This window comes from Turicibacter sp. HGF1 (assembly GCF_000191865.1).
Taxonomy (GTDB): Bacteria; Bacillota_I; Bacilli_A; order MOL361; family Turicibacteraceae; genus Turicibacter; species Turicibacter sanguinis.
Map to the genome: position 1 here is coordinate 32,347 of NZ_AEXQ01000002.1, position 13,281 is coordinate 45,627.

Sequence of the window (13,281 nt, forward strand, 5' to 3'; positions counted from 1 at the left end):
GCATCGTTCATTTTACGAATAGTTTTTCATTTCCTTCTTAATTAACCGATTAAATTTCTTTATTCCCTCCATTCTAATTTCACATTAATTCACAAGATAATAATGCCACACTGTAAACGGTTACGTTGTCGAACCATGACAGAAAAGAGGAAAAAAATTCGCTTTAACGTGCGGCATTCGTATTTCCGAATATAGTAGTTTTACCAGTACACTTTAACCATATTTTGAAGACAGAAAAGTCTACTTTCTTTTATCTTGGCGAAAAAAAGACTGACCCTTTGGAGTCAGTCTTTTAAATTATTTTACTTCTTTTTGACGTTTATTATAAATTACGTATGCTACATATCCAGCAACGATAAATGCAATACCACCTAACATCCATCCCATTACTTGATATCCTGTTTCGGGTTTACCTGTTGATGGGTTTGAAGTCGTTGAATGATTTGTTGAGTTGTCGTTTGAATTATTGTTGCTTCCATCTGTGTTTCCACTATGATTTCCACCTGAATTAGAACCGCCACCTGAAGTGTTAATTAATGAATTTAAATAATTTACAACTTCAGTTTGAGATTTTGAAACAGTTAAAATTAATGAAATAGTTTCACCACTTCTTGTATTTGGAATTAATTGAATAGAATACTGGAATTCATTTGATGCTTCCGCTAATAAAGTGACTTTAACCGTATATCCTTGGAATCCATTTATCATTTCTTCAACATCTGTTAAAGTTGCACTTGATGCATTTAACATTAATGGACTTTCCACTGATCCATTTCCTGTCATTGGTTTAATCACAGCTGTATTAATTGCCCCTAAAATTGAATCAGGAATACTATATTCAGGAACCTCTGGATTTGGAATTTCTGGCGTTTCATCATCAATAACCACTAATTCATCAGTATCGCGAACACGAATACGTGATCCTTCTGGGTCCTCTGCTGATAATCCAACAGCATATAACGTATCTCCTACTGAAATACGTGATTTCCATGAATCAATCTCATCTACTTTACTTCCACCAATATATCCATTGATGAAGACACGAGCTTCTCCACTTCCATCATTAACAAAGATATTTCCTTTTTCAGTATCAATTCGAGTTACTGTTCCTTTCACGGCTACTAATAAACCTTCAGTTTCTTCTAACATACTATCTGCAGTTGACATGAATGTTGGTTTCACTAAGTTAATTGACTCATCAAGAATTTCAACATCTAATGCTTCATTCACATTTCCTAATTGAGTATCACCTTCATAAGCTCCAACCACACCTGTAATACGTACTTTTTGTCCAAGTTTTAATTTTAAATTTGAAATTGGGTGAATCGTAATCCCACCGGTTTCATCTTGTACATAAATAACATCAAAGAACGTTGTTTTTGAGTTAGAGTTCCCAGCAGTCACATAACCTTCGATTGTACGAGTTTCACCTGCTAAATCTGGCATATTATCCCCATCTAGATCAGTATGAAGTTCTTTAATAGGGGTGATTTGCGCTTCTTTCGCTGGCGCTAAATCATTGATTAAATTTGTTACAATCGTACGGTTTGAATAATCATTCTTTGGATTCATTTCGAAATCTGAGAAGAACGTTACACCCGACGCTACTACTTTAGATCCATTTGGTAAAGTTTCAACTGCTAACGCAACCATGTCACCTGGATTTAATGGAGTATAATCGCCTTGTTTATCCGCGTCATCATTCGTTGTAGTCTCATGCCCTTTTACCACAACATCAACATTTGTTGCATCTGCCGGAACTAAAACTGAATTTCCACTATAGAAACTAAATTTATAATCCGTATTTTTTGAATTACCTTGCTCTATTTTTCCAAAATCAATTCCTTTTGTATAGGGACTTTCTTCATTATAATCATCGAAGTATAAACGGTATGCTTGCCCACCATTTTCAACTGGATCTACAACCTGATCATCATTGAATCGAATCGTTGCACCGATTGCCTCTAAAACTTTATTTCCTTGAGCTGCGTTTCCAAACTGACCCGTTTGATCTTTATAATCAGCTTTAGATGTGACGATTAAATCCCCACCTGCTTCAACAAAGGCTTTAATTGCTACGACCTCTTCATTACTGTAAACAAAATCATTTTCTGGATCTGTAATAATTAAAACATTGATTCCAGTTAAAATTTCAGATGTAATTGTTTCAGTATTAATCTTAACAACTCCACCTTCTTGGCCTACTAATTCAGTTACATAGTTCATGTTTCCAGCATAGTTTCCGGTTACGTATCCATTCATCTTACTTCCATCAATTAAAACATGGCTTACTTCACTTGAATCAAATGCTGTAATTTCAATACGCTCTGTATATTCACGAACAGCACCATTAATCGTTAATGTGAGCACTGCTTCGATCACATTTTTCCCTTTTTTCGTAATTGGGAATGTTGCTTTTAAAGAACCATTATTTGATGCTTCAATCATAGCTAATGAATCTGTTGCAACAGCTTCTGTTGATCCATTTACATAATATTCTACTTTAGCATTGGTAATAGCTTTACTTTCATTATTAAATACAACTGTTTCAACCGTTACCTCATCTCCTACTAATAATTTAGATGAGCTTGCTTCAACGTTTGAAATACCTACATTTTCTTTTTCCCCAATCCAGACTGGAGCGGTTACCGCGATATCTTTATCTCCTTGAACCACTTTTACATAATAGTAAGTTGATGATGCATCTGGAGTAAATGTTAACTTCCATTCTTTTTCAGTCGCATTTACATTTGTAACCTCATGAGCAACGCGCCCACCATCTGTGATTAATTGAATTTTATCAATCGTATCTCCAGCATCAGGATCTAATACTGTTACCACTACATTAGCTTCTGATTGCTCAGATAAAATAGACCCCATTGTCGCACCATTTAACTCATATGAAATCTCTAAATTCTCATCTTCTGTTGAATAAACACGACGTTCACGAATCGCTTCATATAGGCTTTCACGTGTTAACTCTTCCGCTTCAATTACAGTACGCGCTGTATTTGCATTTCCCCATAACCCTTTATGGTTATCTTGGTTATTTGTTGGAGCAACGTGCCATCCTTTATCTAACGCACGAGTATAATACTCATAAGATGGGAAATGTCCACTTCCACGAATCGGTCCATCACCATTCCCTACTTCAATCAATGTAATTAATTCATCCACTTGTTCATCATAGAATCCAAAGTCTACGAAATCACCAAATGTTGTTCCAGGATGGTTAAATTGTGAAACTGATTGTTCTTGCGTTTTTAAGGCATTATAATACGATTTTAAATCCATTGCTGCATTTGTACGCGTCTCAAACCCTGGTGTATTGAACGTATTCATATGTCCATACTTCCCAGTACCCGCTGACCAAGTCATTTCATAAGCATATAATGCTGTAAACACACCATCTTCATTATACTTATCAGCCGCTGCTAATCCTGTATTCCACTTCGTACTCATTGATCCATCAGCAATACTCGCTTGTGTATCATTATCAAATGAGTTTGAATGATCAGTTACCGCTAAGAAATCAACTTTTGCTTGATTTTTAGCATACGTATAAGCTTCATCGATTGTTCCTTGACCATCTGATAAATTTGTATGAGAGTGTAATTGTCCAAAATATAAATTTCGAGCAACATCAGCAACTTTAAAGCTCCACTCTTTTTCGACGGCATTTCCTACTTTATCTTCTAACTGTAACTTAATCGAATAAGTTCCATTTTCTAATTCTTTTTCAACTTGGTACGTTACCTCAGTTTCAGTAATTGTTGCCTTTTTAGTTACTTCTTCACCATTTAAGAATAACTTCACTGACTCTGTGTTAATTCCTGAACGATCAGAATATTTAGCAGAAATTTTAGGTGTTTTATTTTTACCTAAGTTTGCATTATCTGCTGGAGATAGACTCGTAATAAGAGGCGCAACCTTATCTAAATCAGAAATTTTAACCTGATATGTATCAGTCTGTGCTTTATTTCCTTCAGCATCTACTGCTTCAATATAATATTCCATTCCATCTGTTGATAAATCAGACTTAGAAATCGTGCCTTCATATAAACCGTCCACTAAAGCCATCTCAATTGTTCGGAACTTTTCAGTCCCTGCAACACGATAATTTAATGTTACTTTAGCAAGTTTACGATTATCTGATACATTGGCTTTAACCACTAAATCATAATCAAGATTTCCTTCTGCTAGGGCCGTATGTTCAATAACAGGTAATTCTGTATCAGGTTCTTTATCCTTTAATGAAGTAGCTACTAATTTTAAGTCATCTAATGAAACATTCATTTGACCTTTAGTCGTTACAACAACTTGTAAACGAGTCGCATTAGCTGGTACCTCTAACTCATGCTTCACAGCACTTCCAGTAATTTCACTAATCTCTGCTAACGTATGCCAAGTAGTTCCATAATCAGATTGATATTGAACCGCTAAAACTGTTGTTCCTGAAGCTTGAGAAGAATTTCCCTTCACAGTTAAGTAAAACTTTGCAGTATCACCAAGTCCAAACTCTTGCGTTTGAATAAAATGATCCTTTTGGTTCATCTTCAGTGCAGGTCCACTATAAGTTTCAGTTACATTTGTACTCCAACCATCAGCTAACGTTGGGAAAGAAGAAAATCCTTCATCAAAAACAACGATTTCTTCCACAACTGGCGTATTTTCTACAATGATTAATTTTTCAGCTACTAAACTTGGGTTAGCAGTTGATGTTGCCGTTAACATTGAACGTCCTTCAGCATGAGTTGTTATTTTTCCTTCAGGTGTTACAGTAATAACATTCTCATCAGTTGAAGCATACGTTACTTCTGTTTGTGTTGTATTTTCTGGTTGATACTCAACTTTTAACGTTGATTCAACCCCCACAGCAAGCTTAGAAGCTCCTGTTAGAACTAAACCTTCTAACGGAACAACATCTGGTGTTGGCTCACTTGGTAATTCTGCATCAGTAGAAGTAGATGTTGTTGTGACTTTAACATCATCAATCATCACATTCCCAACCACTTTATTAATCATAAATTGAACTTGTGTCACCGTTTGGGCAAGCTCAAAAGTTAATGTTTGTTTATCTTGAGAAATAACCTCTGATAAAATAGTTTCCCAAATCCCATTATTAAGAACTTTAACAACAAGCTCTGAAGAAAAATCACCATTATTTCCATTACCTTTTGCGACAAAAGATAACGTTCCTACATTATCTAATACAAACATCGGTGTTGTTAGTGTTTGTCCATTACTTCCAAGTTTAACAGATGGCGCAGCTAATCCACTATTTGAGATGTTATTATAGTTTGGACGTTGTCCATACGCATTTTCCTCTAACCACCCACTCGGCATTTCATTTATATAGTTATCAAAACCTTCTGATAAAACTACTTTCTGTACCGCCACTTCTTCCGCATGAACAAAGTATTTCGGTGTAGGGATTACAAATCCCGTTGTTGCGATACTAACAGCTAACACACTGTTTAATACCTTTTTAAAAATTGTTGTCCTCATAATATCCTCCATATTACTTATTTTCTGAAAATAAAAATGGCCTTTAATATTTTCAGATTTATTTCCATTATAACAATTTTTTGGAAAAAAATAATTAATTTATTGTTAAAAATATAAAAATTTCGTCATAATTTAGTAATATTTGTATAAAAAAAGTTGATTATCTCTAATCAACTTTTTTCATTTTACATAAATATGCCGTCACAACCACTGTAATGGGAACCGTTATAACAATTCCAATACTTCCTGATAATCCTTGAATTAATTCTGTGCCTAACACATCTAAGTTAACTAACTGTTTTTCACTAATTGATGCAGTAAAAATCAAAATCATCGTTGTTAATGATCCACCTGCTAAAGCTAAAATTAACGTATTCGTCATTGTACCAATCATATCAGTTCCAACATTCATTCCGCTTCGGACTAATTCTTTAAATGTTAATTGTTCATTTACTGAGATTAATTCAAATAACGATGAAGAAATTGACATCGCAACATCCATGACCGCCCCTAGCGATGCAATTAATATTGCTGCTAACATTAACCCTTTTATTTGAAGTTTACTAGTCTCTGACACATAGAGTAAAGCCTCTGTATCTTGCATCGTTCCACCTGATAAATGCGACCAATTTCCAAACAAATAGGCAATAAGAGTTGCAATTAAGACACCTGATAACGTTCCAATAATAGCAGCCAATGTCTTCTTATTAATTCCTGAAACAAGTCCTAATGTTACAAAGGTACTTAAAAAGACTATAATGGTTGCCGCTAATACTGGGTTCATTCCGTTTAACATTAACGGTAGCATTAAAAAGATAACACAAGTCCCAGTAAATAATAATGAAACAATCGATTTTACACCCTTTAACTTTCCAATCCAAGCAACTAATACAAAGAAAATAATCGCCAATATCACAATGACATGACTACGCTTATACGTATTTGTTGTTAAATCCATAATTTCGCCATCTTCTAGATAAGCTCCAACTATAATATCTGTACCTTTTTTAACCACTGTATTATATAGACGGCTTACATAATTTTTAAAAACATGTTGTTCTCCCGAATATGGCCCTTCGGTAATCTGAACCCGTATATTTTGTAATCCGACTGTGAATTCTCCTGTATAATTATCAGGTCCTAACTCTTCATCTATCACTTCTAAAACCGTTGCTTCATAATACTGAATATCCCGATTTAATCGATTAGGTAGATATCCTCCTTGAAAAATAGAATCCGATACAACGACAATGACAAAGCATGCTAGCAATGTCAAAATAATGGGCATAATCTCTTTCACCAATTTCTTCACAATTAATCCTCCTAGCTATAATCCTCACATACCTCTCCATAAAAAAAGGAATGTTGTTCATAATCATTATACAACATTCCTTTTTTTAACAAAATATTACATTATTATACAATTTTTTTATTCAGCATTTAACCACTTATCATTTTGCATGAAAATTGGTTTACTTCCACCATCGAATACATGATTCCCATAAAGAGCCGTTAAATAGGCTTTGAATTCATCTATATTGCTATATTTTGAAACAATGTAGGGTTCCATTGAGGCCACCTTTTCTAAAAATAAATATCCATCATCTGTTTTAATTAAAACACCCGTATGCCCAATAAATAGTGATTTATCCTCGTTGTAATTTAAGAAAACACTGATAATTGAAATATTATCGTCCGTCTCAAACTTTATCCCACGATTTTTCCATTCCTTTTGAATTTGTTTAACATGAAAACTTTGATCAGTCGTCTCTTTTGTTGAAATCGCCGTATAAAAGTTATGATAGGCACTTGCTTCTTCATCTGTAAACTGAATATTAGGATTTTCTTTAATAATCTCTTCATCAAATATTAAATTATTCATTTCGTCTGAGATAACGTCTTCTGTATCTATTTTAATTAGTTCCTTCATTAAGTTAAAAACTGTTAATCGGCAATTTTGATCTAAATAATCTGTTTGATTATCCCATTGTTCTTGAATATATGCATAATCAATCGATAAGTCAAAAAGATTAATTGTTTCAAATCCTACCTTCGTGTCTAGCGTATCCACAGCTAGTTTATTAAAATGATTGACCGATGTAAAAAATGAATTAATAGCTGACTGAGAAACACCATTTTCTAATAATAAAGCCGAAACTTCATGTTGAATCTCGTCATCATTTAAGAATGAGTATGTAAAGGGAATAGATTGTTGCACTTCCGTACTTTCTTCTGATATTGATTCTAACTCTACTTTTTTAGAACTACATCCTGTAACTAATACAATAGCTGTTCCTACTAGTAAGAAATATTTCTTCATACTAAAATCCTCCACTTATTTAAAGTCTGTTTTATTATTTACCTATTAGACGCAAACATCAAGAAAAAAGTTTTAAAATACTAAAAAAGATTACTGAAATCAGTAATCTTTTTTTAGTATTATTTATGTTTTACCCAACCAACGGCAACTGCTCCTGGTCCCCCATGAACAGCTACTACTAATGAAATTGAATAGATATTAATTTCATGATTTGGATAAATTTCTTGTAATTCAGTTTGAACTGTCTTTGCAGCCTCTTCATTCCCAATATGCATCACAACTAATTGATAATCTTCTGTTAACTGTGCCTCTTTTGAAATTTCAATTAAACGCTTTAATGCCTTTTTAAACGTGCGAATCTTTTCAACAGCTTGGAATGTTCCATCAGGTTGAATTTGGCAAATAGGTTTAATTTGTAGTAAGCTACCTAATGCTGCTTCAACATTTGATAAACGTCCACCTTTGCGTAAATTAGTTAAATCATTAATAGCTGCGTAAAATTGATTATTTTCACGAATCATTTCTAAGTACTCTAAAATTTCTTGAGCTGACGCTCCTTCTTTAGCTTTCATTGCTGCATAAACAGCAAACATACCTTGTGTATAAGTAACAGTACGTGAATCAAATACGTGAATATGCTCAGGGTTAACCATTTCTGCACATGTTAAAGCTGTTTGATGACTACCACTTAATTGACTTGAAATGTTAATATGAATAATATCTTCATACCCTTGTTCAAATAATGATTCATATAAAGCTATCGTTTGTCCTGGAGATGGTTGTGAAGTTGTTGGTAACCCGTTGTAATTGGCACTACGCTCAAGAAACTCCTCAGGAGACATATCAATAAATTCTCGATAAGACTCAGTTCCAAAAACCACCGAAATATAGTTAACATAAATATCTAAAGCTTTTACAGTCTCTGCAGGAATACAACCTGTACTATCAGATACAATCGCGACTTTTGCCATATCATTTTCCTCCCAAATCTAGTTTGCTAATTAAATTTTATATTGATCTGGCATCCAGCAAGCTCCTACGCCTCCGCGACCAAAGTGAATCGCCATAACTGGGCCAATTTCATTTCCTACATGAACTTCTGCTTGATCACCACAAGCTTCTTCCATTAATTTTTTCAACTCTTGTGCTAACTCTAAATCATTAGAATAAGTAAGGCGAACAATCTGCTTACCAGACTTTTCGATTTCCTCTTTTAAATGTTCTACCATCCATTTTAATACACGTTTTTTTGTACGAACTTTATCCAAAACATCAAGCTGGGCATCAACTAACCCGATAATTGGCTTAATATTTAATAAATTACCGATACTTGCTGCTGTTTTAGATAAACGCCCCGTTTTAACTAACGTATTTAAGTCATCAATGACTAAACAAAGTGTTGTATGATTACGATAAAATTCAATCACTTTTAATAATTCATCTAATGATTTTCCTTCATCGATTAATTGACAAACTTTAATAATAATATTTTCTTCCCCAATTGATGCGGTATTTAAATCGATAACCGAAATACGTCCTTCTAATCCATCTACCATTGTACTAGCAATACGTGCCGCATTAACTGTTCCGCTTACTTTTGGTGTACAATGTAAACTTAAAATATAATCATACTCATCTTTGATTTGCTCATAAATCTGAACAAACACATCAGGTGATGGCTGTGATGTTGAGTATGATGCACCACTATCAATTAGATTAAATAACTCTTTATTATTGATTTCTTTATGCTCTACATAAGTTTGATCATTTACAATAACATTTAAATATCCATAATAAACATATGGATAGCGTTCTAAATCAGATGTCGTTAAATGCGTAAGACTATCTGTTACAATTGCAATTTTCATAATCCACCTCATTATCTTAACTATCAATATTATAACATATTTTATAATGACTCAAATATTCGACTTCATCTTAACGAACGAAAAATAGTTTTATTTTCAAAGCTTTCTGTTCTATTTTAACTTAAATCAAAAAAAAGTCAACTTTTTAAATACTAATCCTCTACTATAATATGAACTTTTCCATTATATTCATGCATTATATTAGAAAATACAAATTCCCTAAATAGTTGGTTTTTAATCTAGAATTCGATATAATTAAACCAAAGAACATGAGGTGATTACATGGAACGTTATTTAATGGTCGCACAAGATGGGGAAAATGAAATCATTGTAGATAAATCTCGTTTTATTTGTCACGTGAAACGTGTTTATAATGATCAAGATGCAATGGAATTTATCAAAGAAATCAAAAAAATCCATTGGAATGCCACACATAACTGCTCAGCCTATCAAGTTGGAGACTTCAACGAAATTCAAAAAGCAAATGATGATGGTGAGCCAAGTGGAACAGCTGGCGTTCCAATGCTTGAAGTCCTTCGAAAACAAGGAATCAAAAACTGCGTAGTCGTCGTCACACGTTACTTTGGTGGAATTAAACTTGGAGCTGGCGGCCTAATTCGTACATATGGAAAAGCCGTGTCAGAGGCGATTAAAGAACTCGGAGTCGTTGAGCGTAAAACAATGAAAACCATGTTCATCAATGCCGACTACACCCTACTTGGTACGATTCAAAATCGCTTAGAAGGAACAGACTACATCTTAAGTCAAGTTCATTATACAGATAAAATTTCAGTTGAAGTTTTAATCGATGTAGAAGCAGAAGAAGCATTTAAAAATTGGGTCATCGACATGACAAATGGAAAAGCAGACGTTATAGCTGGTGAAACATCATTCAGAGAAATTCCCTATCAACGAGAAAACTAAAAAAGACATTATCCACAAACTGGATAATGTCTTTTTTACTTCTGTTTTATAAAATTTTGATACCCAACAAATCCCTGTTCAATCTTATTCGCCCCTGCGTGATAATACGTTTTATCTTTTAAGCGATTCGGTAAATACTGTTGTTTCACGTAATGATTAGGATAATTATGAGGGAATTTATATTCTGTTCCAATTCCCAAATCTTTTGCCCCACCATAGTGAGCATCACGTAAATGTTTAGGAATGTCACCTACATTTCCTATTTTTAAATCTGCTAATGCCTCATCAATCGCAGAAATAGCAGAATTCGATTTCGGACTATTGGCAAGTAAAATAACCGCCTGAGCTAATGGAATACGTGCCTCAGGGAACCCTAGCTGCATCGCAGCATCCGTACAACTCTTAACGATCGAAACAGCTTGTGGATAAGCTAACCCAATATCTTCTGCTGCAATCACCAATAATCGTCTACAAATAGAAGTTAAATCACCTGCTTTAATCAAACGGGCTAAATAATGAATAGCAGCATCAGGGTCACTTCCACGAATCGATTTTTGAAAAGCACTTAACGTATCATAATGTTGATCGCCAAATCGATCATAAGAAAAGCCAGCTGTTACAGTACACTCTCTTGCAACTTCTAAATTTAGAACAAATCCTTCTGTCCTACAATTTGGATACAACGCAATCTCTAATGCATTTAAGGCCCGACGTAAGTCACCATTGGCTACATTTGCAATATAATTTAAAGCTTCCTCTTCTACCGTCAGTGGATACAAATAAAACTCTGACTCTACTAATTCAACCGCTCTCTTCAATCCATCTACAATCTCTTCAGGTGTTAAAGACTTAAACTCTAAAATTGTAGAACGACTTAAAATCGCACTAAAAATCGTAAAATAAGGATTCTCTGTTGTACTCGTAATTAATGTAATTTGACCTGTTTCAATATATTTTAGTAACGTTTGTTGTTGCTTCTTATTGAAGTTTTGAATCTCATCTAAATATAAAAAGATTCCATTCATTCCTTCCAGTGTATTCAAACTACTAATAATTTGTTTAATATCTTCAGTCTTTGCATCCGTCGCATTTAACTTATAAATCTTTTTATTCGATAAACTCGCAATAATATTTGCAATCGTCGTTTTCCCTGTACCAGAAGGACCATAAAAGATTAAATTTGGAATATGATTAACCGCTATTAACTTTCGTAAAATCTGCCCTTCTCCAATTAAGTGCTGCTGGCCAACTACCTCATCTAAAGTCCTTGGACGTATTAAATCTGCTAATGGTTTCATCATGAATTCCCCCTTCCTTGTATTATGGTTAAATAAACTACAAATTTTCAAATATATAAATTCAGATTATCTTTTCACTACATCCCTCCCTACTAATAGAGGATAAATCTGTGGAAAAAAATCCAAAAATAAAGAGTACTTCAACAAATATAGATTCACTGATATTTTACTTACAAAACAATCATCAACTGCTAGTCAAAAATAATTTTGTTTCGCTATAGAAAAAAAAGCTTCGGAAACCTCCGAAACTTTTAAATGTTTTAACGACGACGAATCTTATCAATATGATCTAACATAATTCCTGTTCCAACTACTACACAGTGTAATGGATTATCTGCTACAAAGACAGGAACATGTAACTCATCAGCTAATAAGCGGTCAAGGCCATGTAATAAGGCTCCACCACCTGTTAAGACGATACCTTTATTCATGATATCAGCTGATAATTCTGGAGGAGTTTGTTCAAGAACATTTTTCGCTGCATGAACAATAATACGTACTGATTCACGTAAAGCTTCTTCTACTTCAGTTGATGAAATAGTAATTGTACGAGGTAATCCTGATACTAAGTCACGTCCACGAACTTGTAATTCTTCTTCGCGACCTTCTGGATAAACTGTCGCAACACTGATTTTAATTTCTTCAGCTGTACGATCCCCGATTAATAATTTATAATTTGTTTTAATATAATCAACAATGTCTTGATCAAAACGGTTACCTGCAATTTTAATTGAAGCAGATGTTACGATATCCCCAAGCGATAAAACAGCGATATCTGCAGTTCCTCCACCAACGTCGATTACCATGTTACCAGATGGTTTAGAAATATCCATCCCCGCTCCTAAAGCAGCAATTTTTGGTTCTTCTTCAATGAATACTTCACGTGCACCACATTTTTCAGCAGCTTCACGGATAGCATTTTTTTCAACTAAAGTAATGTTAGTTGGGCAACAGATCATAATACGAGGTTGTGAAAGCATTCCTTTAATGTTTAACGAATTGATAAAATGTTTTAACATCATTTCAGTTGCCTCAATGTCAGCAATAACTCCATCTTTCATTGGACGAACAACTTCAATTTTACCTGGTGTACGACCAAGCATTTGACGGGCTTCTTCTCCCGCTGCAATCATACGACCTGATTGAGCATCAATTGAAACTACAGATGGTTCTTCAAGAACGATTCCTTTACCTTTTTCATATATTAAGACGTTAGCAGTACCTAAGTCGATTCCTATATCTTTAGAAAATAGCATACTTTCCTTCCTCCAAACTAATTTTTCAGTATTAGTATGTCTAAATAATTCATCACTATTTTATATTTTAACACAAATATATTGAACCGACTACAACTTTTCCTTCT

General features: G+C 34.0%; 8 protein-coding genes. 1 reads left to right on the forward strand and 7 read right to left on the reverse strand.

Translation table 11 applies throughout. The annotated features are described in order from the left end of the window. Positions 1–297: 297 nt before the first annotated feature. The 5 genes from HMPREF9402_RS00185 to HMPREF9402_RS00205 all read right to left on the reverse strand — a co-directional run bounded on the left by HMPREF9402_RS00185 (position 298) and on the right by HMPREF9402_RS00205 (position 9,696). Entirely contained in the window at positions 298–5,508 is a 5,211-nt protein-coding gene (locus tag HMPREF9402_RS00185; RefSeq protein ID WP_009606110.1) for a CehA/McbA family metallohydrolase, read from the reverse strand. Between the two features lie 166 nt (positions 5,509–5,674). Further along, on the reverse strand, positions 5,675–6,820 hold the full coding sequence (locus HMPREF9402_RS00190; RefSeq protein WP_006784618.1) for a YibE/F family protein: 1,146 nt from the start codon (positions 6,818–6,820) through the stop codon (positions 5,675–5,677). Between the two features lie 117 nt (positions 6,821–6,937). Further along, positions 6,938–7,828, reverse strand: coding sequence for a DUF4300 family protein (locus HMPREF9402_RS00195; RefSeq protein ID WP_009606115.1), 891 nt, complete (start codon positions 7,826–7,828; stop codon positions 6,938–6,940). A gap of 119 nt (positions 7,829–7,947) precedes the next feature. Further along, on the reverse strand, positions 7,948–8,799 hold the full coding sequence (locus tag HMPREF9402_RS00200) for a DegV family protein (RefSeq protein WP_006784616.1): 852 nt from the start codon (positions 8,797–8,799) through the stop codon (positions 7,948–7,950). Between the two features lie 30 nt (positions 8,800–8,829). Beyond that, positions 8,830–9,696 (reverse strand): DegV family protein, encoded by an 867-nt coding sequence (locus tag HMPREF9402_RS00205; RefSeq protein WP_006784615.1) that lies wholly within the window; start codon positions 9,694–9,696, stop codon positions 8,830–8,832. A 282-nt stretch (positions 9,697–9,978) separates the two neighbouring features. On the opposite strand from HMPREF9402_RS00205, the gene HMPREF9402_RS00210 reads away from it, so the two are divergent. Then, positions 9,979–10,620 carry a YigZ family protein gene (locus HMPREF9402_RS00210; protein WP_006784614.1) on the forward strand — a complete coding sequence of 214 codons (642 nt, stop codon included), beginning with the start codon at positions 9,979–9,981 and terminating at the stop codon, positions 10,618–10,620. Positions 10,621–10,655: 35 nt separating this feature from the next. Here HMPREF9402_RS00210 and HMPREF9402_RS00215 read toward each other — a convergent pair whose 3' ends face one another. Together HMPREF9402_RS00215 and mreB are read right to left on the reverse strand one after the other, a co-directional pair. Beyond that, positions 10,656–11,921: a replication-associated recombination protein A gene (locus tag HMPREF9402_RS00215; protein WP_009606109.1), complete on the reverse strand. Its 1,266-nt coding sequence runs from the start codon at positions 11,919–11,921 to the stop codon at positions 10,656–10,658. Between the two features lie 257 nt (positions 11,922–12,178). Next, positions 12,179–13,174 (reverse strand): rod shape-determining protein MreB, encoded by a 996-nt coding sequence (gene mreB / locus HMPREF9402_RS00220; RefSeq protein WP_006784612.1) that lies wholly within the window; start codon positions 13,172–13,174, stop codon positions 12,179–12,181. Positions 13,175–13,281 lie beyond the last annotated feature (107 nt).

Coding starts and splice junctions, on each gene's coding strand:
- HMPREF9402_RS00210 (WP_006784614.1), top strand. CDS start 9,979: ATGGAACGTTATTTAATGGTCGCACAAGATGGGGAAAATGAAATCATT.
- HMPREF9402_RS00185 (WP_009606110.1), bottom strand. CDS start 5,508: ATGAGGACAACAATTTTTAAAAAGGTATTAAACAGTGTGTTAGCTGTT.
- HMPREF9402_RS00215 (WP_009606109.1), bottom strand. CDS start 11,921: ATGATGAAACCATTAGCAGATTTAATACGTCCAAGGACTTTAGATGAG.
- mreB (WP_006784612.1), bottom strand. CDS start 13,174: ATGCTATTTTCTAAAGATATAGGAATCGACTTAGGTACTGCTAACGTC.
- HMPREF9402_RS00205 (WP_006784615.1), bottom strand. CDS start 9,696: ATGAAAATTGCAATTGTAACAGATAGTCTTACGCATTTAACGACATCT.
- HMPREF9402_RS00200 (WP_006784616.1), bottom strand. CDS start 8,799: ATGGCAAAAGTCGCGATTGTATCTGATAGTACAGGTTGTATTCCTGCA.
- HMPREF9402_RS00195 (WP_009606115.1), bottom strand. CDS start 7,828: ATGAAGAAATATTTCTTACTAGTAGGAACAGCTATTGTATTAGTTACA.